Annotated in this window: 25 protein-coding genes; 5 read left to right on the top strand and 20 right to left on the bottom strand. The window is 57.7% G+C overall.

Annotation, left to right across the window (positions count from 1 at the left end; all coding sequences use genetic code 11):
• Positions 1 to 105: 105 nt before the first annotated feature.
• The 6 genes from ispH to murJ form a co-directional block, all read right to left on the bottom strand.
• Positions 106 to 1,041, bottom strand: coding sequence for a 4-hydroxy-3-methylbut-2-enyl diphosphate reductase (gene ispH / locus G5149_RS14805; RefSeq protein WP_216980083.1), 936 nt, complete (start codon positions 1,039 to 1,041; stop codon positions 106 to 108).
• Complete coding sequence (fkpB, locus tag G5149_RS14800) at positions 1,041 to 1,493, bottom strand: FKBP-type peptidyl-prolyl cis-trans isomerase (protein ID WP_421212795.1); 453 nt, start codon at positions 1,491 to 1,493, stop codon at positions 1,041 to 1,043. Before fkpB ends, ispH begins: the two co-directional genes overlap by 1 nt.
• Entirely contained in the window at positions 1,490 to 1,987 is a 498-nt protein-coding gene (gene lspA / locus G5149_RS14795; RefSeq protein ID WP_005340447.1) for a signal peptidase II, read from the bottom strand. Before lspA ends, fkpB begins: the two co-directional genes overlap by 4 nt.
• The gene (ileS, locus tag G5149_RS14790) at positions 1,987 to 4,848 is read right to left on the bottom strand and encodes an isoleucine--tRNA ligase (protein ID WP_421212793.1); all 2,862 of its coding nucleotides are present in this window, start codon (positions 4,846 to 4,848) and stop codon (positions 1,987 to 1,989) included. Before ileS ends, lspA begins: the two co-directional genes overlap by 1 nt.
• Positions 4,848 to 5,822 carry a bifunctional riboflavin kinase/FAD synthetase gene (gene ribF / locus G5149_RS14785; RefSeq protein WP_111901026.1) on the bottom strand — a complete coding sequence of 325 codons (975 nt, stop codon included), beginning with the start codon at positions 5,820 to 5,822 and terminating at the stop codon, positions 4,848 to 4,850. The genes ileS and ribF overlap by 1 nt, the downstream gene beginning before the upstream one ends.
• A gap of 154 nt (positions 5,823 to 5,976) precedes the next feature.
• Complete coding sequence (gene murJ, locus G5149_RS14780; RefSeq protein WP_219594741.1) at positions 5,977 to 7,539, bottom strand: murein biosynthesis integral membrane protein MurJ; 1,563 nt, start codon at positions 7,537 to 7,539, stop codon at positions 5,977 to 5,979.
• A 191-nt stretch (positions 7,540 to 7,730) separates the two neighbouring features.
• Here murJ and rpsT point away from each other — a divergent pair, with 191 nt between their 5' ends.
• Entirely contained in the window at positions 7,731 to 7,994 is a 264-nt protein-coding gene (gene rpsT / locus G5149_RS14775; protein ID WP_005308808.1) for a 30S ribosomal protein S20, read from the top strand.
• Between the two features lie 49 nt (positions 7,995 to 8,043).
• On the opposite strand, the gene G5149_RS14770 is transcribed toward rpsT, so the two are convergent.
• From G5149_RS14770 to rppH, 8 genes are all read right to left on the bottom strand, one after another.
• Positions 8,044 to 8,346, bottom strand: coding sequence for an ArsR/SmtB family transcription factor (locus G5149_RS14770; RefSeq protein WP_163128873.1), 303 nt, complete (start codon positions 8,344 to 8,346; stop codon positions 8,044 to 8,046).
• A gap of 51 nt (positions 8,347 to 8,397) precedes the next feature.
• The gene (gene nhaR / locus G5149_RS14765) at positions 8,398 to 9,330 is read right to left on the bottom strand and encodes a transcriptional activator NhaR (RefSeq protein ID WP_421212791.1); all 933 of its coding nucleotides are present in this window, start codon (positions 9,328 to 9,330) and stop codon (positions 8,398 to 8,400) included.
• On the bottom strand, positions 9,317 to 9,724 hold the full coding sequence (locus G5149_RS14760) for a hypothetical protein (protein WP_005348920.1): 408 nt from the start codon (positions 9,722 to 9,724) through the stop codon (positions 9,317 to 9,319). The genes nhaR and G5149_RS14760 overlap by 14 nt, the downstream gene beginning before the upstream one ends.
• Positions 9,721 to 10,911, bottom strand: a complete 1,191-nt coding sequence (nhaA, locus tag G5149_RS14755) for a Na+/H+ antiporter NhaA (protein ID WP_157161451.1) — start codon at positions 10,909 to 10,911, stop codon at positions 9,721 to 9,723. Before nhaA ends, G5149_RS14760 begins: the two co-directional genes overlap by 4 nt.
• 223 nt (positions 10,912 to 11,134) lie before the next feature.
• Positions 11,135 to 11,929, bottom strand: coding sequence for a thymidylate synthase (gene thyA / locus G5149_RS14750; protein WP_005340427.1), 795 nt, complete (start codon positions 11,927 to 11,929; stop codon positions 11,135 to 11,137).
• Positions 11,929 to 12,753, bottom strand: a complete 825-nt coding sequence (gene lgt / locus G5149_RS14745) for a prolipoprotein diacylglyceryl transferase (protein WP_069529608.1) — start codon at positions 12,751 to 12,753, stop codon at positions 11,929 to 11,931. The genes thyA and lgt overlap by 1 nt, the downstream gene beginning before the upstream one ends.
• Before the next feature lie 67 nt (positions 12,754 to 12,820).
• The gene (gene ptsP / locus G5149_RS14740) at positions 12,821 to 15,100 is read right to left on the bottom strand and encodes a phosphoenolpyruvate--protein phosphotransferase (RefSeq protein WP_337073209.1); all 2,280 of its coding nucleotides are present in this window, start codon (positions 15,098 to 15,100) and stop codon (positions 12,821 to 12,823) included.
• Positions 15,101 to 15,114: 14 nt separating this feature from the next.
• A complete protein-coding gene (rppH, locus tag G5149_RS14735) occupies positions 15,115 to 15,642 on the bottom strand; it encodes an RNA pyrophosphohydrolase (RefSeq protein WP_005341374.1) in 528 nt (175 codons plus the stop codon).
• Between the two features lie 733 nt (positions 15,643 to 16,375).
• Between rppH and mutH the strand changes: the two genes are divergently transcribed.
• Together mutH and G5149_RS14725 are read left to right on the top strand one after the other, a co-directional pair.
• Entirely contained in the window at positions 16,376 to 17,050 is a 675-nt protein-coding gene (gene mutH, locus G5149_RS14730) for a DNA mismatch repair endonuclease MutH (protein ID WP_201892539.1), read from the top strand.
• Positions 17,051 to 17,131: 81 nt separating this feature from the next.
• Positions 17,132 to 17,461 carry an isoamylase early set domain-containing protein gene (locus G5149_RS14725; protein ID WP_005308703.1) on the top strand — a complete coding sequence of 110 codons (330 nt, stop codon included), beginning with the start codon at positions 17,132 to 17,134 and terminating at the stop codon, positions 17,459 to 17,461.
• Positions 17,462 to 17,564: 103 nt separating this feature from the next.
• On the opposite strand, the gene rplS is transcribed toward G5149_RS14725, so the two are convergent.
• The 5 genes from rplS to ffh all read right to left on the bottom strand — a co-directional run bounded on the left by rplS (position 17,565) and on the right by ffh (position 21,082).
• On the bottom strand, positions 17,565 to 17,912 hold the full coding sequence (gene rplS / locus G5149_RS14720) for a 50S ribosomal protein L19 (RefSeq protein ID WP_005308701.1): 348 nt from the start codon (positions 17,910 to 17,912) through the stop codon (positions 17,565 to 17,567).
• Positions 17,913 to 17,944: 32 nt separating this feature from the next.
• Complete coding sequence (trmD, locus tag G5149_RS14715) at positions 17,945 to 18,694, bottom strand: tRNA (guanosine(37)-N1)-methyltransferase TrmD (protein WP_005308699.1); 750 nt, start codon at positions 18,692 to 18,694, stop codon at positions 17,945 to 17,947.
• A 34-nt stretch (positions 18,695 to 18,728) separates the two neighbouring features.
• The gene (gene rimM, locus G5149_RS14710; RefSeq protein WP_005308697.1) at positions 18,729 to 19,250 is read right to left on the bottom strand and encodes a ribosome maturation factor RimM; all 522 of its coding nucleotides are present in this window, start codon (positions 19,248 to 19,250) and stop codon (positions 18,729 to 18,731) included.
• Positions 19,251 to 19,274: 24 nt separating this feature from the next.
• Positions 19,275 to 19,523 carry a 30S ribosomal protein S16 gene (gene rpsP, locus G5149_RS14705; RefSeq protein ID WP_005308695.1) on the bottom strand — a complete coding sequence of 83 codons (249 nt, stop codon included), beginning with the start codon at positions 19,521 to 19,523 and terminating at the stop codon, positions 19,275 to 19,277.
• A gap of 182 nt (positions 19,524 to 19,705) precedes the next feature.
• Positions 19,706 to 21,082 carry a signal recognition particle protein gene (ffh, locus tag G5149_RS14700; RefSeq protein ID WP_216980077.1) on the bottom strand — a complete coding sequence of 459 codons (1,377 nt, stop codon included), beginning with the start codon at positions 21,080 to 21,082 and terminating at the stop codon, positions 19,706 to 19,708.
• Positions 21,083 to 21,287: 205 nt separating this feature from the next.
• Between ffh and G5149_RS14695 the strand changes: the two genes are divergently transcribed.
• Complete coding sequence (locus tag G5149_RS14695) at positions 21,288 to 22,079, top strand: cytochrome C assembly family protein (protein WP_041233962.1); 792 nt, start codon at positions 21,288 to 21,290, stop codon at positions 22,077 to 22,079.
• A 42-nt stretch (positions 22,080 to 22,121) separates the two neighbouring features.
• Positions 22,122 to 23,402, top strand: coding sequence for an HlyC/CorC family transporter (locus G5149_RS14690; protein ID WP_005348906.1), 1,281 nt, complete (start codon positions 22,122 to 22,124; stop codon positions 23,400 to 23,402).
• Positions 23,403 to 23,442: 40 nt separating this feature from the next.
• On the opposite strand, the gene G5149_RS14685 is transcribed toward G5149_RS14690, so the two are convergent.
• Positions 23,443 to 23,913, bottom strand: coding sequence for an Rrf2 family transcriptional regulator (locus G5149_RS14685; RefSeq protein ID WP_005340388.1), 471 nt, complete (start codon positions 23,911 to 23,913; stop codon positions 23,443 to 23,445).
• Positions 23,914 to 24,014 lie beyond the last annotated feature (101 nt).

Genomic DNA, 24,014 nt, shown 5'->3' with positions numbered 1-24,014 from the left:
CTGCGATCTGGTTGCGAACATGCAAAAAGGACTCGTTGGGACCAAAAAAGCCACCTCAACGAGGTGGCTCTGGCAATAAACCGACATCTAGCAAGATGACAGGGATCAGAGGATCCGCAGCTCGGGTGGTACCTCAAACACCACGTTCTCTTCGCGACCGGGGTGCTCGGCGACGACCTTGCCACCCAACTCCCGCAGGCGTGCAATCACAGACTGCACCAGCACCTCGGGGGCGGATGCACCTGCAGTGACGCCGATCGCTTTCACGCCTTCCAGCCAGCTCGCCTCGATCATCGACGCATCGTCGATAAGATAGGCTCTGGCACCCACCTTCTCGGCCAGCTCGCGCAGACGGTTGGAGTTGGAAGAGTTGCGAGACCCCACCACCAGCATGGCGTCCACCAGCCCCGCCATCTCCCGCACCGCATCCTGACGGTTTTGGGTGGCGTAGCAGATATCGTCCTTGCGCGGCCCCTGGATCTTGGGAAAGTGCTTGCGCAGCGCATCGATGACGTCAGAGGTCTCATCCACGCTCAGGGTGGTCTGGGTGACGAAGCAGAGGTCATCCGGATTCTTTACCTTGAGCTTGGCCACATCTTCCGGTGTTTCTACCAGATACATTCCGCCTTCGCGATTCTCGTACTGCCCCATGGTCCCGATCACCTCGGGGTGACCGGCGTGGCCGATGAGCACAGCCTCGGAGCCCTTGCGGCTGGCGCGATGAACCTCCATGTGCACCTTGGTCACCAGCGGACAGGTGGCATCGAATACCTTGAGGGAGCGGGACTTGGCCATCTCGCGCACTGTCTTGGCCACGCCGTGAGCAGAGAAGATGACGATGCTGTCGTCCGGCACCTCGTCCAGCTCCTCGACGAAGACAGCGCCCGCCTCTTTCAGCTTGTTCACCACATAGCGGTTATGCACCACTTCGTGACGGACATAGATGGGGGCCCCAAACTTCTCCAGCGCGCTCTCGACAATGCTGATGGCGCGATCGACACCGGCGCAGAAGCCACGGGGGTTAGCCAGCAGAATATCCATTAATGCACCTTCTCCTCATCATCAACGCCCAGGATCTCCACCTCGAAGGTGACGGTATGACTGGCCAGCGGATGGTTGAAATCGACCGTCACCGACATCCCGGCAACTGCCCGGATGATGCCCGGCAACTCGCTGCCATTGGGCTGATCGAACAGGATGATGGTGCCAACTTTTGGCTCCACATCAGCGCCAAACTTGGCACGGTCGAGATGGTAGATGTTGTCGGGATTGGAGAGGCCAAAGGCCTGCTCCGGCGCCAGCGTGAAGCTCTTGCTCTCCCCTTCGCGCAGCCCCAGCAGGCACTGCTCGAAGGTGGGGGTCAGGCTGCCATCGCCCATCCGCAGGCGGGCAGGTTTGCCGTGCAGCGCCGTGCTGTCGGCAACCGAGCCATCTTCCAGCTTGATGGAGAAGTGGAACAGCACGCTGCTGTTAGCGGTGATCTGCTGGCTCATGCCTGCTCCTTTTTCTCACCACGGAAACCGTCCAGCACGATCATGGCGGCCCCGATAAAGATAAAGCTGTCGGCCAGATTGAATGCCGGCCAGTGCGCACGCTGCCAGTAGAAGTCGAGGAAATCGACCACATGGCCCAACACCAGTCGATCAAAGACGTTGCCGAGGGCGCCGCCGATGATGAGTGAATAGGCGATACCGCTCCAACGCTGGGTCACCGACTGCTTGCGCAGCCAGTGGATCAGCAATCCACAGATGGCAAAAGCCAGCACCGCGAAGAACCAGCGCTGCCAGCCCCCCTGATCAGCCAGAAAGCTGAATGCGGCGCCCTTGTTGTAGACGTGAACCAGGTTGAAGAAGGGGGTGATCTCCACCCCCGGGTAACCAAATGGCAGCAACTTGACCACGGCGAGCTTGCTCGCCTGGTCCAGTACAAAGGCCAGCACTGCCAGCCACAGCCAACGCAGGCCGCTTTTATGTTGAGTCATGTTCATCAGGCAAATTGACGAGTTTCGCCGTCACCCTCAACGTTGGTCACACAGCGACCACAGATCTCTTCGTGACCCGCGATGGTGCCCACATCTTCTACATGGTGCCAGCAGCGGTCGCACTTGGCGGCAGCAGACTGGGCCACGCTCAGCCACAGGTCATCACGCTCGGTCGCCACAGAGCCTTCCGGCGCAGTGTCAGCCTCAACAACCTTGGCTTTGGAGGTGAGCAGCACGAAGCGCAGCTCATCGGCCAGGGCATTCAGGCGTGCAGCCAGCTCCGGCTTGGCGAACAGGGTCAGCTCGGCCTGCAGGGAGCCGCCGATGCGCTTCTCGCCACGAGCCACTTCCAGCGCCTTGTTCACTTCACCACGCACGGTGAGGATCTCGGCCCAGAAATCGTCGTTGAGGGTTTCACCCGCTTCCAGCCCGAACAGGCCGTCGTACCACTCTTCGGTGAAGACGAACTCGCCGCGCTCACCCGGCAGCAGGGCCCAGATTTCATCAGCGGTGAAGCTCATAATCGGCGCCATCCAGCGCACCATGGCCTCGGCGATGTGATAGAGGGCGGTCTGGCAGGAGCGACGGGCCAGGCTGTCGGCCTTGGCGGTGTACTGGCGATCCTTGATGACATCCAGATAGAAGGAGCCCATCTCGATGGAGCAGAACTGCATCAGCTTCTGGGTTACACCGTGGAAGTTGTACTCGTCGAATGCAGCCATGATCTCGGCCTGTACCGCTTTGGCACGACCCACAGCCCAGCGATCCACCACTACCATGTCGGCAGGTGCCACCATGTCGGTCGCCGGATTGAAGCCGTTCAGGTTGGCCAGCAGGAAGCGGGCAGTGTTGCGAATACGACGATAAGCATCGGCAGAGCGCTTGAGGATCTCGTCGGAGACAGTCATCTCGCCGGTGTAGTCAGTGCTCGCTACCCACAGACGCAGGATGTCGGCACCCAGCTTGTTCATCACGTCCTGCGGGCTGACCACGTTGCCGATGGATTTGGACATCTTGCGACCCTGACCATCAACAGTGAAACCGTGAGTCAGCACCTGGTTGTACGGGGCCTTGTCTTTCATGGCCACGCCGATCATCAGGGAGGACATGAACCAGCCGCGGTGCTGGTCAGAGCCTTCCAGATACATGTCGGCTGGCTTGCCGTTGAACTCGGGACGGGCATCAACCACGGAGGCATGGGTAGAACCGGAGTCAAACCAGACGTCGAGGGTATCAGGTACTTTCTCGTAGTTGTCGGCATCGGCACCCAGCAGCTCGGCCTTGTCCAGATCCCACCATGCCTGAATGCCGGACTGCTCGACACGCTTGGCTACTTCATGCATCAGGCGCACGGATTCCGGATGCAGTTCCTGGGTCTCTTTGTGGACGAACAGGGAGATGGGCACACCCCAGGTGCGCTGACGGGAGATACACCAGTCAGGACGGTTCTCGACCATCGCCTGAATGCGGTTTTTACCCCAGGCCGGTACCCAGCCGCTCTGGCCTTGCTGGGCAATGCCGTCCTTCTCGATGCGCTCGATCTCTTCCAGTGCGCGCTTGCGCAGACCCTTCTGCTCCATGCTGATGAACCACTGTGGAGTAGCACGGAAGATGATCGGGGTCTTGTGACGCCAGCAGTGCGGATAGGAGTGGTTGAACACCTTGTGATGCAGCAGGGCGCCGCGCTCGGTCAGCACTTCGATCACGGAGGCATTGGCCTTGAACACATGCTGACCGGCAAACAGTTCGGTATCCGGCAGGTAAACACCGTTGCTGCCAACCGGGTTGGCCACTTCCAGACCGTACTTCTGACCGACCACGAAGTCTTCCTGACCGTGGCCAGGGGCAGTGTGTACGGCACCGGTACCGGCATCCAGGGTGACGTGATCACCCAGTACCACAGGCACGTCGAAGCTGTAGAAGGGGTGGTTGAAGCGCAGCAGCTCAAGCGCGGCGCCCTTGGCGTAACCCAGATTGTGGAACTTCTCGATACCGGCGCGATCCATCACATCCTTGACCAGCTCGGCGGCCAGGATCAGACGCTCGGGGTGCTCACCTTCAACCTGCACCAGCGCATAGTCGAGGTCGGCATGCATGGCGATAGCGCGGTTGGCCGGCAGGGTCCACGGAGTGGTGGTCCAGATCACCGCAGAGATCGGTCCCTTGCCGGTGTGGCCTTCGGCGCAGTCAAACTTGGCGGCAACGGTCGCCTCATCAACGGCCTTGAAGCGCACATCGATGGAGGGGGAGTTTTTGTCGTAGTACTCCACTTCGGCTTCAGCCAGCGCGGAGCCGCAATCGGTACACCAGTGCACCGGCTTGGAGCCTTTGTGCAGGTGGCCGTTTTCAACGATCTTGGCCATGGAGCGGATGATGTTGGCTTCGGTGCCAAAATCCATGGTCAGGTAGGGGTGTTCCCAGTCGCCCAGCACACCCAGACGGATGAAGTCGGTCTTCTGCGCTTCGATCTGGGTCTTGGCGTATTTGCGGCACTCGGTGCGGAATTCGGCAGCGGATACCTTCTCGCCCGGCTTGCCGACCATGCCTTCCACTTTCAGTTCGATAGGCAGACCGTGGCAATCCCAACCCGGCACATAGGGGGAATCAAAACCGGAGAGACCCTTGGACTTGATGATGATGTCTTTGAGGATCTTGTTGACCGAGTGACCGATGTGAATATTGCCGTTCGCATAGGGGGGGCCATCATGCAGAATGAAAGAAGGCTTGCCCGCTTTGGCGCGGCGAATAGCGCCGTAGAGATCCTGATCGTACCAACGTTTCAGCATGTTGGGTTCGCGCTTGGCCAGATCGCCACGCATCGGAAACTCGGTTTCCGGAAGATTCAGGGTGTGTTTATAGTCGCTCATCAGTCCTGGGTTCCCTTCTTTTCTAAAAGAGTGCTGGGTAAATTGAATTGTGGCAGCCCGAACCAGGCTCGGGCCGCCAGGGCATCTCGTTCGATCTGCTCTTTCAAGGCAGTGAAAGAGGCAAACTTCTGCTCTTCGCGCAGCTTGTGGCGAAGCAGCACCTTGACCTGCTGACCATATAGATCACCAGAAAAATCAAATAGATGTACTTCCAATCTGGCTTGTGTACCGCTCAAGGTCGGCCGTACACCCACATTGGCTACACCGGGGAAGGTCTTGCCGGAACATATCACTTCCACCGCAAACACGCCACCGACCGGGATCACCTGACGCTTGAGGGCCAGATTGGCAGTGGGAAAACCTATGGTGCGCCCTAGCTTGTCGCCGTGGGCCACCCGGCCGCTGATGGTGTAGGGGCGGCCAAGCATCAGCTCCACCTCCGCCATCCGGCCCGCCTTAAGGGCTTCACGCACCAGGGTGCTGCTGACCCGCTGCCGTTCGAGCTGGAAGCTCTGGGTGCTGATCACCTCGAAACCGAAGCGATGGCCCGCCTCCTCCAGCAGGTGGAAATCCCCTTCCCGCCCCTTGCCGAAGCGAAAATCATCGCCGACCACCAGATAGCGCACCCCGAGCTTCTCCACCAGCAACTGCTCGATGAAGGTCGAAGCCGCCTGCTCGGCGAAGCGGTGGCTGAAGCGCACGCAGAGCATGCGATCGATATCCAGCCCCTGCAGCGCTTCGTACTTTTCCCGCAACCGGCTCAGCCGGGCGGGCGCCGCCGTGCCGGCAAACAGCTCCAGCGGCTGCGGTTCAAACAGCATGACGCAGGCGGGCAATCCCAGCTGGGCCGCTTTCTCCTTGAGACGTGCCAATACCGCATGGTGACCCTGATGAACCCCATCAAAGTTGCCAATGGTTAATACACATCCCCGGTGACGGGGCTTGAGATTGTGAATGCCGCGAATAAGCTCCATCAGTGCCTTGTGCGTTGCTGCCATGGAAATCGGCGGATTATATATCAGGCAGCAGACATGGTCAGCTCTCATAGCCTGATTTCAACTATACGGGCCCATCACGCCCCCCCGCGGCGCCATGAGGCACTATCCCCATGGCGCCGCAGGATCACGGCTACTGCTGCCCCGATTTAAGGTGACGCGGCCGAATGCCCAGCAGCAGCAACACCACGGCATAGACCGCTGCCCCCAGCGACAGCAGCATGGTCAGCTGCAAACTGGCCTTACCCATGCTCCATGCACCCCACTGAGCCAGATCCGGCGACAGATAGGCGAGCACGCCCCCCATCAGCACGCTGGCGACCAGCAGCTTGAGGCAGAACACGCCGGTATGGCGGGAGGGACGATAGACGCTCTGCTGGTACAACCCCTTGAACAGCAAAGCCGCATTCAGAGTACCCGAGCAGGCGGTCGAGAGCGCCAACCCCACGTAACCGAGCGGGTAGATGAAGATGAGGTTGCAGACCATGTTCGCAATCATCGACATCACCCCGATCCGCACCGGCGTTTTGGTGTCCTGACGGGCGTAGTAACCGGGCGCCAGCACCTTGATCAGCATCAGGGAGAGCAGACCGGTAGTGGAGGCCAGCAGGCTGGCGCTCGACATGCTCACTTCATGCAGGCCGAACTCGCCGCGCATGAACAGCACCCGCAAAATGGGCTCGCGCATCACCGCAATGCCTATCATGGCGGGCAGGCCGAGCAGCATCACCATCCGCACCCCCCAATCCATGGTGCGGGAGAAGTCCGCCGGATCGGCATCCACATGCTTCTTCGCCAGCGCAGGCAGGATCACGGTACTGATGGCCACTGCAAACAGACCGAGGGGGAACTCCAGCAGGCGATCAGAGTAGTAGAGGTAACTGATGGCACCGGTCGCCAGGAACGAAGCCAGCATGGTGTTGACCAGCAGGTTGATCTGGCTGACCGAGACCCCGAACAGGGCAGGGATCATCAGGGTGCGGATCTTCACCACCCCGGGGTGATGCCATCCCCATTTGGGCCATACCAGCATGTTGATTTGGCGCAAAAAGGGGTACTGGAACAAAAACTGCACCAAACCGCCCAAAAAGACACCAATCGCCAGCGAGATCTCAGGTTTGTCCATCAGCGGTGCAATCCACCAGGCCGCCGCAATCATGGTGATGTTGAGAAACACCGGCGTAAACGACGAGACCGCAAAGCGGCCGAAGGTGTTGAGGATGGCCCCCGCCATGGCGGTAAAGGTGATGAACCAGAGGTAAGGGAAGGTGATTTTGAGCATCAGACTGGCGAGCTCGAACTTCTCGGCCGCAGGGCCGCCATGCAGCCAGTCCCAGAACCAGCCCCAGCCAAACAGCGCGGTCAGCACACCCGACCCCAGCACACCGAGCAGGGTGACCACAGTCACTATGCCCCCCAGCGTGCCCGCAACCGCCGCCAGCAATTCACGCACTTCCCTCTCGTCGCCATTTTTCTTGTACTCCGTCATCACGGGAACAAAGGCCTGGTTGAAGGCACCTTCGGCGAACAGGCGACGCAGAAAGTTGGGAATGCGATTGGCAAAGAAGAAGACGTCGGCGGCCACCCCGGCACCGAGCAGATTTGCGATGACCACATCGCGAACCAAGCCCATTACACGGGATGCCAGCGTCATTCCGGACACTATCATGCCGGATTTGATCAATTTCTTACTCAAGACGAGGCCTCTGGAACTGTCAGAATGAAAAGAATGCTGCTAGAATCGGCCGACAGTTTAACCGTCTCCCTACTGACACACCACCGGGAGGCGGTGTTTATTTGCACAAATCATTTGACAATATGTGGTTGGAAGGGCATATTTCCGGGCCTTTTCAATACACTCGCTAAGACAGTTTTAGGAGTTTTACCTTGGCTAACATCAAATCTGCTAAGAAGCGCGCTCTTCAGTCAGAAAAACGCCGTCAGCACAACGCCAGCCGTCGTTCCATGACCCGTACCTACCTGAAGAAAGTCATCGCTGCTATCGCCTCTGGCGACAAAGCTGCTGCGACTGCCGCTTTCGCTGTTGCTCAGCCGATCATGGATCGTATGGCGACCAAAGGCCTGATCCACAAGAACAAAGCTGCTCGTCACAAGAGCCGCCTGTCTGCCCAGATCAAAGCTATGGCTTAATCAGCGTCTGCTGATCAAAGCTGAAAAAACCGGCCTTAGTGCCGGTTTTTTATTTATCTGCGTTGCAATAAAGTCGATGCAGCAAGCTGATCATTTCACGCACCTCATGGCTGCGCAGCGAATAGTAGACCGTCTGGGCCTCTTTGCGCGTCGTCACCAGCTCATCCCGCCGCAGCAGCGCCAGATGCTGTGACAAGGCCGACTGACTCAATCCCAATCGCTCGTTGAGCTCCCCCACTGACAGTTCGCGCTCTAGCAACTGGCACAGAATAAACAGCCGCCGCTCGTTGGCCAGCGCCTTGAGCAAGGCCACTGCTTTACTCGCATTGGCTTCCATCTCTTCAAGTTGCATCACATCTCTCCTCTACCACTCATCGCAGATGATACGTGGTGACGGGTCGTTTTAAAACGACAGGGTGGCCGGCTGGATGGCGGAGAGGTTCTCCTGCCCGGAAAAGAGAAAGGTAAAATCGCTCTCGCAAACCCGCTTCACCGCCGGATGCTGGATCATCCGCTCGGCGAAGATGACGTAATACTCCTCCATCAGATCCTGGGTTTCCCCGATCAGCATCACCCCCTCCCCCTCGAGGATCTCCTCCCGATAGATGGTGGGGGCCATGAAGATGCCCTGATTGAAGAAGCCAAACGCCTTCATCAAGGCGGCATCATCAAACTCGCCAAGAATGCTGGGGGAGACACCCTGCTGCTCGAACCACTGGGTCAGCTGACGCCCCATGGCGGTACGGCGACCGGGGATCAGCAGCTTGCGCTCCTCCAGACAGGCAGGAAAGGGCTTCTCAGGCAGCGGCGCCTTGCAGAAGAAGCTGACGCCACAGCCGCCCAGCCGTTTGGAGAGCAGCCCCGCATGCTGGCTGGAGTCCACCGGACAGTCGGAGAGGATCATGTCGAGCTTGTGCTCGCTCAGCTGCTCCAGCAGTAGTTCGTGGGTCGATTCAAAACAGCGCAGATGGATGGAACCATCATTGGGGATGACAGAGAGCAGCACGCGGCTGGCAAGGCGCTTGGAGAGGGCATCGGCGATGCCGACGTCGAACAGGATCTGGCTCTCCTTGCGGTAGTTGACGATATCGAGCATCTCGTAGGAGAGGCTGAACATCTTGTCGGCATAACGAAACACCAGCTGGCCCAGCTCAGTCGCCTCAAGAGAGCGCCCCTTGCGTTTGAGCAGCTTGCCCCCGAAGCGCTGCTCCAGCAGCTTGATCTGACCGGTGACGGTTTGCGGGGTCAAAAAAAGGGCTTCCGCTGCCTGGGTAACGGAGCCCTTCTTCTGAGTCATCCAGAAATAGTAGAGATGGTTGTAGTTAAGGTGTGACATCCGATGGGGTTCCCGCTTGACGCGGACTCCGGTAGCAGCTGAGTTCAACCGCCAGAATGTCATACATGTCGCTAACCGAGTCAACCTTGTTCGCGCCAAACTGCTCCATCAGACTGGCCTTGAGGCGTGCTTTGTCCGGCATCCGGTCAGCGCAATAACGCTTGTTGGAGCGTTTGACCATCTCGCCAGCCCGGCTGCTCAGCGCCCGCTCGGAGAAGGTCTCGCCAAAGCGCGCCTTGGCCTGCTTGTCCCCCAGCAGCAGGGCGCTGTCTACCACTCCGTTCAGATAGGCAGAGCAGTTCGCCGAAGTGGCGTCCTGCTTGCAATCCTCCAGCCCGCCGGCCCATGCCGCGGGGCTCAACAACAGCATCAACAACCCTGTATGCAGCTTCATAGTCCCTCCGTACTCTGTTCCCCTTCACCCTTGGGAAGGGCCATGCGCAAGGCCAGATAGCCGACTACCGCCGCCATTGTAGAGCCCACCAGGATCCCGAGGCGAGAGTAGCTGCCGTAATCCAGCCCACCGTGCTCGAAGGCGAGCGACGCGATAAACATCGACATGGTGAACCCGATGCCACAGAGGATGCTGACCGCAAAAATCTGCTTGAAGTTGACCCCGGGCGGCAACTGGGCGATGCCCAGCTTGACCGACAGCCAGCTGATGGTGAACACCCCGAGCGGCTTGCCGATAAACAGCCCCAGCATGATCCCCATGGGTACCGGACTCAGCAGGGAGGAGAGACCAATCCCCTCCAGCGATACCCCTGCGTTGGCAAAGGCAAACAACGGCAGGATCAGATAGGCACTCCAGGGGTGCAGTTGATGCTCCAGATACTTGAGCGGCGAGGCGTAACGCTTGCCGTTAAGCGGAACCATAAAGCCCACCACCACACCGGCCAACGTCGCATGGACACCAGACTTGAGCACCGCCACCCAGAGCACCAGACCGACCAGCATGTAGAGGCTGATCCGATCCTCACCACGGCGATTCATCCAAAGCAGGGTGAGGGTTGCCAGAATACCGACGGCCAGCGCCTCCAGCGACAACTGCTGGGTATAGAAGAGCGCGATGATAATGATGACGCCGAGGTCATCCATGATAGCCAGCGCCAACAGGAATACCTTGAGGCTCACCGGCACCCGCTTGCCGAGCAGCGCCATCACCCCGAGGGCAAAGGCGATATCGGTCGCAGCCGGAATTGCCCAGCCAGCACGCGCCACTTCATCCGAATAGTTGAAAAAGGCGTAGATCAAGGCCGGAGCCAGCATGCCGCCAACCGCCGCAATAGCCGGGAAGGTCGCCTGAACCCGGGTCGAGAGCGCCCCTTCCAGCATCTCTCGTTTCACTTCCAGGCCAACCAGCAGGAAGAAGATCGCCATAAAGCCATCGTTGATCCAGAGCAGCAGCGGCTTGTTGATGTCGAGAGCCGCGATGCGCACCTGCACCGGTGTGTCGAGAAACGCCTGATACCCGCCAGCCAGCGCGGTATTGGCTAAAATCATTGCCAGCATGGCAGCCATGATCAGAATAATTCCGGAGGCGGCCTCCAGCTTCAGGAACTTTTTGATTACGTCACTCATGGTTAATTTTTCCACAAAATTACTTGAATTTAAGTCTATAGCCTGCAACAACCAATGGAAAATCGTTTCTTGCTGCCAAAAACCTCGGAAAAATCGAAAGCAAAATAGAACTGGCCTACCTAGAACAGGTTTTGCCTGCGTCATATTCACAACTAAGTTAGCCAATAATGAGATTTTTAAGTGTTTTGATATATAAAAAAAGGCGCCTCATGGCGCCTTTCTGTCAGATGGCGACGGGCGCCTTGATGCCCGGGTGGGGATCATAACCCTCGATCTCGAAATCCTCGAACTTGTAATCGAAGATGGAGTCAGGTTTACGCTTGATCACCAGGGTCGGCAGCGGGCGCGGCTCGCGGGAGAGCTGCAGAGCTGTCTGCTCCATGTGGTTGGAGTAGAGATGCACATCACCGCCAGTCCAGACAAAGTCACCCACTTCCAGATTGCACTGCTGGGCCATCATGTGGGTCAGCAGGGCGTAGCTGGCGATGTTGAACGGCAGGCCGAGGAACACATCGCAACTGCGCTGGTAGAGCTGGCAGGATAGCTTGCCGTCCGCCACATAGAACTGGAAGAAGGCGTGGCAGGGAGCCAGCGCCATCTTGTCCAATTCGCCCACGTTCCAGGCGGATACGATGATACGGCGCGAATCCGGGTTGTGCTTGATGTCATCCACCGCCTTCTGGATCTGGTCGATGACAGACCCGTCAGCCGCAGGCCAGGAGCGCCACTGAGCGCCGTAAACCGGCCCCAGATCGCCATTCTCATCGGCCCACTCATCCCAGATGCTGACGCCATTTTCCTTCAGATAGGCGGTATTGGTATCGCCATTGAGGAACCAGAGCAGCTCGTGAATGATGGAGCGCAGGTGGCACTTCTTGGTGGTCACCAGCGGGAAACCTTCCGCCAGATTGAAGCGCATCTGATGGCCGAACAGGGAGACAGTACCGGTGCCGGTACGGTCTGACTTGACGGTGCCCTCATCGAGGATTTTCTGCATCAGGTCGAGATAAGCTCGCATTATTTCACCTCCTTCACGGCATTACCGAACAACTGCGGACGCTTGTAGGCGGCCCAGATCATCAGGGCACCGGCGATAATCATCGGGGTGGAGAGGATCTGGCCCATGCTGATCTCCTGGAAGTAGAGACCGAGCTGGCTGTCCGGCTGGCGCACAAACTCCACCAGGAAGCGGAACAGGCCGTAAAACAGCAGGAACATGCCGGAGATGGCGCCGCGCGGCGGGTTCTTGCGCCAGAACAGGTTGAGGATGATGAACAGCACCACCCCTTCCAGCGCGAACTGGTAGAGCTGGGAGGGATGACGCGGCTCGGGGCCGGCTTCCGGGAAGATGATGGCCCAGGGCACATCGGTGACCCGGCCCCACAGTTCGCCGTTGAGGAAGTTGCCGATCCGGCCAACACCGAGACCAAACGGAATGAGCGGTGCCACAAAGTCGGCCACGGTGAAGAAGTGGCGCTTGGTCTTGTGGGCAAACCAGATCATCGCGGTGATCACCCCGATCAGACCACCGTGGAACGACATACCGCCGGTCCAGATCTTGAACAAGTAAGTGGGATCCGCGAGGAAGAGATCGAAGTTGTAGAACAGCACGTAACCGACACGGCCACCGAGGATCACCCCGAGGAAACCGTAGAACAGCAGATCCGACACCTCGTTGCGGGTCCAACCGCTGTTCGGTGCATCGGCGCGACGGCCGGCAAGCCACATGGCAAAAGCGAAACCGAACAGGTACATGAGACCATACCAGCGTACCGATAGTGGTCCCAAACTGAATGCTACGGGATCAATCTGCGAGAAAACCCAATATCCATCGTGCTGCATATGCGGCCCCAGTCAAAATAAAAGCCGCATTTTCCGATCATTCGTCAGCAGGGACAAGGCATGATTATCAATCACTCTGTTTCGATTTATGACCGGCTCGTAGCAAACCGCCCAAACCATGATCCTCCAGATAGCGGGCAAACAGGCCGCGCAGTACGTGGGGGTTGTCATGTTTGAGGCCATCGGCCATCAGTTCGGTCAACTCGCTCAGGGTGGATTGACGCAGCACGTACTTGATCCGGGCGATGTTGTGGGTGTTCATACTGAAGCGGCGATAGCCCATGGCCAGCAGCAGCAATACACCGACCGGATCACCGGCCAGTTCGCCACACACCGACACCGGCTTCTGGTAGCGGTGGGAAGCATCAACCAGCTGTTGCAGGGCACGGATCACCGCAGGATGGAAGGCGTCGTAAATGTTGGCAACCCTAGAGTTGTTGCGATCCACTGCCAGCAGGTACTGGGTCAGGTCATTGCTGCCCACCGACCAGAAGTCGACGAGCGGCGCCATCTCCGGCAAGATAAAGAGGGCTGAGGGCACCTCGATCATCACCCCGAGACTGGGGTAGCGGATCACTGCATCGCGGCTCGCCGCCTCTTCCGACACCTCCCGCCACGCCTGATCCAGCAGACGACGGGAGGCTTTGATTTCGCTAACGCTGCTGATCATCGGCAGCATGATGGCCAGATTGTCGAGTCCTTCGCTGGCCCGCAGCATCGCCTTGAGCTGCACCAGAAACAGTTCGGGGTGATCCAGCGTGATCCGGATCCCCCGCCAGCCAAGGAAGGGGTTTTCCTCGACGATGGGGAAATAGGGTAGCGGCTTGTCGCCGCCCACATCCAGCGTCCGCATGCAGACCGGCCGGTTGCGGTAGGTCTCCAGAATGCCGCGATAGCGGGCAGTCTGTTCCCACTCTGAGGGGAAGCTCTCCTGCAGCATGAACGGGATCTCGGTGCGATAGAGGCCCACCCCGTCCGCCAGCTGGTTGAGGGAGATCTCGGTATCGGCACTGAGACCTGCGTTGAGCAGTAGGGAGACCTTGGTGCCATCGGCGGTTTCGGATGGCAGGTTGTCGACGCTGCGCACCAGGGTATCGAGCGCCCGCTCTTCGCTCAGCAGCTGACGATACTCGGTCAGGATCACCTGATTGGGCTCGATGAAGAGATCACCGCTATAGCCATCGACCACCAGCATGCGACCACCAATGTCACCAAGGGGCAGATCGACCCCCATGATGGCGGCAACACCCATGGCACGGGCCAGAATGGCCGCGTGGGAGTTGGTCCCCCCCTTGAGCGAGACCACCCCGGTCAGATACTCGCGGGGCACTTCCGCCAGAATGGTGGCCGTCACCTCGTCGGCGACCAGCACCACAGGCTCACCGATCGAGATATGCTCCGGCTCGTTCTGCACCAGTCGGCTGATCAGCCGCTGGGCGATATCTTTCACATCGGTGGAGCGCTCTTGCAGGTAGGGATCCTTCATCCCCTTGAACTGCTCGATCAAGCGATCGCTGATGAGCTTGACCGCAGATACCGCAGTCCAGTGCTCCTTGCTCACCTTGTTGCGAATGGGCTTGATGTAGCCAGGATCGTTCAGCAGATGGAGGTAGATGTCGAAGATCGCCACCGAATCCTGGCTGTAGCTCTCACGAAAACGCAGCGCCAGACTCTCCAAGTCGTGCCGCACCTCCTCAACCGCCAGCTCCAGCCGCGCCAGCTGGCTGGCATGGTCTTCATCCTTGCGCGGGGTAATGGACGAGAGCGCCTTGCGGGGCCGCCACACCCAGGCCTTGGCCATGGCGATGCCGCTGGCACCGGCAATACCGCGTAACGGCTTGCTCCAGTCGGTCTTCTGCAGCCACCCCTTGGCCTGCGCCTGGGCGATCCGCGCAGCCAGCTGGGCCGCCAGGGTGACCATGAAGGACTCTTCCCCCTCATCGAAGCGGCGGCTCTCCTTCTGCTGCACGACCAGAATGCCGACCACCTGACGCTGATGCATGATGGGGGCACCAAGGAAGGAGCGGAACGCCTCTTCGGCCACATCGGGCAGGAATTTGAAACTGGGATGCGCGGGAGCATCAGCCAGGTTGATCAACTCTTCCCGCTGACCCACCAGACCGACGATGCCCTGCTCGTAGGGCAGAGTGACCTTGCCGACCGCGGACGGGGCTAAGCCGTCGGTAGCCGCCAAGCGATAGCGGCGCCCCTCGGGTTCCGAGACATAGACGGAGCAGCAGTCCACTGCCATGGCGTGCCGGGTCTGGCTCACCAATGCTTGCAAGGCCTGCTCGAGGGTATTGGCCTCGGCCATGCTCTCGACGATACGTCTCAGTTCCGTTAACAACTAGTCTGTGCTCCTTAACGGGCGCGGTTGCGCCGCCCATCCTTCTTGTTGACCTGCACTACCGGCACTGGCATCGCCAGCGGGGCAAACTCTTTCATGACCCGGCGGTAAACCTCCCGCTTGAACGAAACGACCTGACGCACCGGGTACCAGAAGCTGACCCAACGCCAGTCGTCAAATTCGGGATGGCCATGACAGCCGAACTGGATCTGCGACTCCTTGCCCGGATTCAGCTGTAACAGGAACCATTTTTGTTTTTGGCCAATACAGACCGGTGAACTGTCCCAGCGGACAAGACGTTTGGGTAAACGGTACTTTAGCCAGTTACGACTGGTGGCCATGATGGTCACATCTTCGGGCTTGAGGCCAATCTCCTCATACAGCTCTCGATACATGGCCTGCTCTGGCGTTTCACCATCATCAACCCCCCCCTGCGGAAACTGCCAGGAGTGCTGCCCATAGCGTTTAGCCCACAACACTTGTCCTTCACGGTTACAGATCACGATACCGACATTGGGACGAAATCCGTCGCCATCAATCACGTGATCACCTTATAAAGGCTGAATCTATAAGGAGATTGTTCCACATTCACCCCGTGGCAGCAAACAAGGAGTGAATCCCCTGTTTCATGAATAACTTTCAATTTCAAACATACTTATAAACAAATCCAAGGATCCGCTCCCCCAAGTTGCCCACCCAGACTGTGTATAAAGCTGTTAGCAAACGGGTATATACAGTACTTTTTAACTGTACGCGAAAAGTGACTCTCCGCATCAACATGCAACATGACATATAAAAAACTATTATTTTACATTGTGTTAGGACATGACAACTGGATCTAGATCCATGTCACTCCACGCGCCAGATCCATGATCCGGATTGTGAACAAGTTCGACTGTTCAAAGATCCACCACGGCTATTTTATCCACAGGAGTGGCACACTATCTGCCCCGATATCGCCGCAAAAATCGGTGCCGTTTCACATTTTTTTGTAACAACAGGGTGACTATTCCTACTTTTAAGCAGTTATCCAAGATTTCTGTGGATAACTGTGTGAAACAGCGCGAACAAACCCTTGGACAACTATTTCAAGGCAGGATCCAGTGCGACGCCCATCGATAAATTGGAGACAAATCCCTTTAAAATCATTACGATAAACACTTACACACAAAACTGCCCCCCCTGTGCATACCCCTGCCAGGATCGGTTATAAAAACAGCGATCCTCAGGGAGGATCAGAGTTGCTAGAATAATCCCTCTTTGCAGGAGTCACTCATGCCCGCCAACCCCCGCTCCGAACAGGAACTGCTGGCCCGCGCCTACGCCATGGCCGGCTTCACCCTGGCCCAGCTGGCCGCCGACGCCAACATCGCCGTGCCGGCGGATCTGCGTCGGGACAAGGGCTGGGTCGGCCAGCTGATCGAGTGGCAGCTGGGAGCGAGCGCCGGCAGCAAGCCGGAGCAGGACTTCCCGGATCTCGGCATCGAGCTCAAGACGATCCCCATCGATCCTCAGGGCAAGCCGCTGGAAACCACCTTCGTCTGCGTGGCACCGCTGATCGGTGTCAGCGGCCAGCGCTGGGAGGAGTCCAACGTGCGCAACAAGCTCTCCCGCGTGCTCTGGATCCCGGTGGAGGGCAGCCGAGAGATCCCCATCGGCGAGCGCCGGATCGGCATGCCGCTGCTGTGGAGCCCGAATGAAGAGGAGGAGATGCTGCTGCGCCAGGACTGGGAAGAGCTGATGGACATGATAGTGCTGGGAGAGGTGGAGCAGATCAGTGCCCGCCACGGCCAGGTGCTGCAACTGCGTCCCAAGGCGGCCAACAACAAGGCGCTGACTCGGGCCATCGGTCGCAATGGCCAGCCGATCCTGACCCTGCCCCGCGGCTTTTACCTCAAGATAGGTTTCACCCACGGCCTGCTGCAGCGCTACTTTGCCCTGCCCGCTTGATCTCTGTTATCAACATCCTTGTCATAAAGTGATATAAAAATAGACAGCCGCTATTTTTCGCAATCAGGACAAGGAGGCGTCATGCCGATCAACAAGCAATTTCTCAAGTCTCGCCCCGAGGTCAAGGTGACCTTTGCCGTGGAAAGAGAGGCCGCGGGAGAGGCCGAGCAGGTGTTGTTGCTGGGAGAGTTCAGCCAGTGGCAACCCATCGAGCTCAAGCGGATGAAGAGCGGTGAGTTCAAGACCACCCTCAACCTGCCGACCGATGGCCCCAGCCATTTCGAATACTGCTATCAGCTGGTTCAGCCGAACGGGGAGACCCGCTACGACAACGACTGGGCGGCGGATGACTACGTACCCGGCCCCTTCGGGCGAGACAACTCTGTGGTGCGGGTCAGCCAGCCAGGTTGAGCCGGCACACCCGAAAGTGGATACAAAAAAGGCTCGCCATTGGCGAGCCTTTTCACTACCTGTCGAGCATTTCGCCGACATATCGACACCAATTCGAATCGAATTAGTTGAGCTTCTCTTTGATACGAGCAGCTTTACCGGACAGGTTGCGCAGGTAGTACAGTTTGGCGCGGCGAACATCACCACGACGCTTCAGTTCTACACTGTGGATCAGCGGAGAGTGAGTCTGGAATACACGCTCAACACCTTCGCCGTTGGAGATCTTGCGAACGGTGAAAGCAGAGTGCAGACCGCGGTTACGCTTGGCAATCACGATGCCTTCGAAAGCCTGCAGACGCTCTTTACCACCTTCTTTAACACGAACTTGAACACGTACGGTGTCGCCCTGGGCAAAAGCCGGGATGTCGGTACGCATTTGCTCTTGTTCAAGCTGCTGAATAATCTTGCTCATTGTCTTTCCTTACCTAGGATAAACTGAAAACTCTACTTAACGCTGTCACGCACTTCGCGGACATACTCGGCAAGAAGTGATTCTTGCTCGTCAGTCAGAGCTAGGTTGTTAATAAGTTCCGGCCTTCTTTGCCAGGTTCGTCCGAGCGACTGCTTGAGACGCCAGCGTCGAATCACTTCGTGATTGCCGCTTGTCAGCGCCTCGGGCACCGCCAGCCCATCCAACACCTCCGGCCGAGTATAGTGGGGATGATCCAGCAGACCGTCCGTGAAGGAGTCCTGCTCGGCACTGGCCTGATCGCCCAAAACCCCTGGGACCAGACGCGAAACCGCATCGATCAGGGTCATGGCAGGCAACTCGCCACCACTTAACACGTAATCCCCGATAGACCACTCTTCGTCGACTTCGGTTTGTATCACGCGTTCATCGATACCTTCGTATCGACCGGCTACCAGAATCAGTTTCTGATTCGTCGCCAACTCGGTTACGCCCGCTTGAGTCAGCTTGCGCCCCTGAGGAGAGAGATAGATGACTTTAGCCCCGTCTCCCGCCGCTTGCTTGGCTGCATGAATCGCGTCACGCAGCGGCTGAACCATCATTAGCATGCCGGGCCCACCACCATAAGGACGATCATCGACCGTACGGTGTTTGTCGTGGGTAAAGTCCCGGGGGTTCCAGCACTCAATCTGCAGCAGGCCACTCTTGACGGCCCGACCCGTTACCCCGTGCTCGGTAATGGCTCGGAACATTTCAGGGAAGAGGCTAATCACCCCAATCCACATAAGAAACCTCCGGCACTCGTGTTACCGCGGGAAACTAGAAACCAGGATCCCAATCAACTTCGATTGTTCGAGCAGTCAGATCAATATTCTTGATCACCTGCTCTTCCAGGAACGGAATCAACCGCTCCTTTGCACCAAAGGCATCTTTTACATTGGCCTCAACCACCAACACATCGTTGGAGCCGGTTTCCATCAATTCGGTCACCTTGCCCATGTCGTATCCCTTGGTGGTCACTACCGAGCAACCAATCAGGTCACGCCAGTAGAACTCGCCCTCAGGCAACGCAGGCAACAGATCGGCGGCTACGCCAATCTCGACATTGGTCAATGCCAGGGCATCCTCGCGCACGTCGATACCATCGAGTTTGCAGATCAGACCCTTGTTGTGACGCTTCCAGGATGAAACCTGAATTTCACGCCACACCCCGTTCTGATTGATCAGCCAGGGGTTGTAATCGAAAATCGCTTCGGCAACATCGGTGAAGGAGTTCACTTTAAGCCAGCCCTTGATGCCGTAAACGGTACCCAGGGTGCCCAGAACTACAGGTTTTTCCACCTTAACTCCTTACCGTTTGGCTGATTAAGCAGCTTTGGCAGCGTCTTTGATCAGCTTGGCAACGCGGTCAGAAACAGCGGCACCAGTAGCAACCCAATGCTCGATACGAGCCAGGTCCAGGTTCAGCTTTTCAGCGTTACCAGAAGCAACCGGGTTGAAGAAACCAACGCGCTCGATGAAACGACCGTCGCGGGCGTTACGGCTGTCAGCAACTACTACCTGGTAGAACGGACGCTTTTTCGCGCCACCACGTTGTAAACGAATGGTTACCATATCGTCCTCATTAACATCTAATGAACAAGGCCCGCAAACACGCGGACCCTAGCTTAAAATAAGCCGCATAATTCTACTTGGATTCGTAATAATTGCAACCAAGCCAGCCATTTTTTGCGCAGAGCCGCAATGAAAAGGGCCTGCCGCTGGCAGACCCTCGCTCAATACCTAACTCCGGATAATCAGAACGGACCGCGACCGCCACCAAATCCCGGTGGCAGCATGTTCTTCATCTGGCTCATCATTTTGCGCATGCCGCCCTTGCCGGACATCTTCTTCATCATGCGCTGCATCTCTGTGAACTGCTTGAGCAGCTTGTTCACGTCCTGCACCTGCATGCCGGAACCAGCAGCGATACGACGCTTGCGAGAGCCCTTGATGAGGTCGGGATGGGCACGCTCTTTCGGCGTCATGGAGCTGATGATGGCCTCCATCCGCACGGTGAGTTTGTCATCCATCTGATCCTTGATGTTGTCCGGCAAGCCGGACATGCCGGGCAGCTTGTCGAGCATGCCCATCATGCCGCCCATGTTGCGCATCTGGGCCAACTGCTCGCGGAAGTCCTCGAGATCGAAGCCTTTGCCACTCTTGACCTTGCTGGCCAGCTTGGCGGCCTTCTCTTTATCGACGTTACGCTCGACTTCCTCGATCAGCGACAACACATCGCCCATGCCGAGGATACGAGAGGCGAGGCGATCAGGGTGGAACGGCTCCAGTGCATCGGTCTTCTCGCCCATACCGATAAACTTGACCGGCTTGCCGGTGATATGGCGTACCGACAGCGCGGCACCGCCACGGGCGTCACCGTCCGCCTTGGTGAGGATCACACCGGTAAGGGGCAGTGCTTCATTAAATGCCTTGGCGGTATTGGCAGCATCCTGACCAGTCATGGCATCCACCACGAACAGGGTCTCGACCGGCTTGATGGTGGCGTGCAGATCCTGGATCTCGGCCATCATCTCGCTATCGACGTGCAGACGGCCGGCGGTATCGACGATCACCACGTCATAGAATTTCTTGCGCGCCTGATCGATGGCGGCGGTGGCGATGTCGACCGGCTTCTGGCTGGCGTCACTCGGGAAGAAGTCGACGCCGATGTCACCCGCCAGGGTCTCCAGCTGCTTGATCGCTGCTGGGCGATAAACGTCAGCACTGACCACCAGCACCTTCTTCTTGTTGCGCTCTTTGAGCAGCTTGGCCAGTTTGCCGACCGTGGTGGTTTTACCGGCACCCTGCAGACCGGCCATCAGGATAATGGCGGGCGGCTGGGCAGCCAGATTGAGCTGCTCGTTGGCCTCACCCATTACAGTGACCAGTTCGCCGTGCACAATCTTGATGAATGCCTGGCCCGGGCTCAGGGATTTGGCCACTTCCTGGCCGACGGCACGCTCCTTGACGCGAGCTACGAAATCACGCACCACCGGCAGGGCGACATCCGCTTCGAGCAGCGCCATGCGGACTTCGCGCAGGGTTTCCTTGATGTTCTCTTCGGTCAGACGGCCGCGGCCACTGACATTGCGCAAGGTGCGCGAGAGTCGTTCAGTCAAATTCTCAAACATGACGCATTCCGGTTCTTGGCGTTGTAAATGGAGGGCATTATAACCCAGAGCAGCCGCGAGGACGATTATTCACCGCGGAGCCACTCATCGATGCTTCGTCCCTATATATGGGCAGATCGGCCATTGCACAACTGGCGAGCACATCTTGTGCAAGGTATACTGCTCCTCTTGTATCCCTAAATGCTTGTGTAACAACGACCTGGTTATGATCGTGATCTCTGTTCTGGCCCTGGCGTTTTATCTGCTGGCCATCATCGCCTCACTGCACCTGCTGCTCAATGCCAAACAAGTCGGGCACGCCCCCCTGTTTGCTTGCGTAGGACTGGCGCTGGTCGCCCATGGTGCGTCTGTTGCCAGTGAAGTAATGGTGACCCATTCAGGTCAAAACCTGAGCATGCTCAACGTCGCCTCGCTGGTGAGTCTCATCATCAGCTGCTTCATGACCTGCGTCACTCGTCGCTTCAACGGCTGGATCCTGCTGCCGGTAGTGTACAGCTTCTCGGCCCTACTGCTGGCTGCCAGTGCCCTGATCCCGGGTCGCTACATAACCCATCTGGAGGCCCATCCCCAGCTGCTGCTGCACATTGGCCTCGCCCTGATGGCCTATGCGGTATTAATGATCGCCTGCCTGTTTGCGTTGCAGCTTGCCTGTCTGGACAAGCAGCTTAAATCTAGAAAAATCAGTAACCTGCCAGCGATGCCGCCACTGATGACGGTAGAGAAGCGGCTGTTCCAGCTTATCTCTGCGGGGGTGCTGCTGCTGACCCTCTCCATCGCCTCCGGCCTCTTTTTTCTCGAAGATATGTTCGCCCAAGGCAAATCACACAAGGCGGTACTCTCCATTCTGGCCTGGTGTGTATATGTTCTGCTCTTGTGGGGTCACCACACCTATGGCTGGCGCGGTCGCAAAGTCATCACGCTGAGTCTGATCGGCAGCTTCATCCTGACTCTTGCCTATTTTGGCAGTCGCTTCGTCAAAGAAGTGCTGTTGAGCTGACACCTATACTCTTTTAGCCATACCATCCAACAGGAGCCCTTTTTGGACAGCATCTCAACGAGTACATTACTGATTGTTCTCGTTATCTTGATCCTTCTTTCCGCCTTTTTCTCCAGTGCCGAAACCGGCCTGATGTCCATCAACCGCTACAAGCTGCGGCACTTGGCACAGACCAAACACAAAGCCGCACGTCGCGTCGAGCAACTGCTCGCCCGCCCCGATCGCCTGCTGGGACTGATCCTGATCGGCAATAATCTGGTCAATATCCTCGCCTCCGCCATCGCCACCATCGTCTGTATCCGGCTGTTTGGTGATCTCGGGGTCGCCATCGCCACCTTCGGGCTGACCCTGGTGGTACTGGTATTCGGTGAAGTGACCCCCAAGACCCTGGCCGCCATGTTTCCGGAGAAGATCGCCTATCCCGCCTCCTGGATCCTCAAGGGGCTGATGGTGCCGCTCTCACCGCTGGTCTGGCTGATCAACGGCATCACCAGCGGCCTGCTCAAGATGCTGAAGATCAATCCCAACAAGGATGACTCCCTCAACACCGAGGAGCTGCGCACCATAGTCAATGAGGCGGGTAACCTGATCCCCCAGCGTCATCAGGAGATGCTGTTGAGCATTCTGGATCTCGACAAGATGCTGGTCGAGGACATCATGGTGCCACGCAGCGATATCTACGCCATCGACATCAACGATGACTGGAAGAGCATCCAGCGCCAGCTGGCCCACTGCGCTCACACCAAAATCCTGCTCTATCGCGACAATATCGACGACGTTGTCGGATTTTTACACGCACGCGATGCCCTGCGGCTGGTAGCCAGGGACCAGTTCAACAAATCGAGCCTGTTGCGGGAAGTGGACGAGATCTACTTCATTCCGGAAGGAACGCCGCTCAACGTGCAGCTGGCCAAATTCCAGCGCAACAAGGAGCGAATTGGCCTGATCGTCGACGAATACGGCGACATTCAGGGGCTAATCACTCTGGACGATATTCTGGAAGAGATCGTGGGCGACTTTACCACCTCCATGACGCCAGCGCCGAGCGACGAGATCCACCCCCAGTCAGATGGTTCTTATCTGGTCGAAGGCTCAGCCAATATTCGTGAGCTGAACAAGGAGATGAACTGGCATCTGCCCATCGACGGCCCGCGTACCCTCAACGGCCTGATCCTCGAATATCTGGAGGAGATCCCCCAGCCCAACATCGGGATCCGGCTGGCCGGTTATCCTATCGAGATCCTCGATGTGGAGAACAACATGGTCAAGATGGCGCGGATTATGCCGGCATCGTACCGGGCGGAATCGGATTCGCAAGATTGAAAAAGGGCTGCCAGTGGCAGCCCTTTTCTATTGCTCATCGTCACTGTTCATCTTCATCATCCGGCTCCAGCACCAGCGTCGGGATCAACTCGCCGAAGACCCGTTGCAGCTCGTCACGGTTGGCCAGCAGGTCTTGCAGCGTATAGCTGTCCATCACCGCCAGAAACGCATCCATCGCCTCTTTCAGCGCACTCTTGAGCAGACAGACAGAGACGATGTGGCAAGCGGGCGAGCCGCAGTCAATGCCGTCCAGATTGCCTTCCAGCGCCCTTATCACCTGCCCGATATTGATGGTAGCGGGATCGCAAGCCATGCGAATACCGCCATTCTTGCCCCGCTGGGATTGCAGATAGCCCAGCTTCACCAGCTGATTGACCACCTTCACCATGTGGTTGCGGGAAACACCATACAGGGCTGATACCTTGGCAACGCTCGACAACTCCCCTTCCGGCAGGGTGGCAAGATAGAGCAGGGCTCTCAATCCGAAATCTGTATAACTGGTTAGTCTCATAAAACCTGATTAGCGCGATGCGAAAAGTGGAGTATTGATTCAAATCAAATAAACATCTAGGATGCCACTTATTAAATGACATTTTATATGTTCAATTAGAA

This window comes from Aeromonas sp. 600479 (genome assembly GCF_049175515.1).
Lineage (GTDB): Bacteria > Pseudomonadota > Gammaproteobacteria > Enterobacterales > Aeromonadaceae > Aeromonas > Aeromonas veronii_A.
The sequence above is the reverse complement of the archived record's forward strand: the minus strand, read 5'-3'. Positions and strand labels throughout refer to the sequence as shown.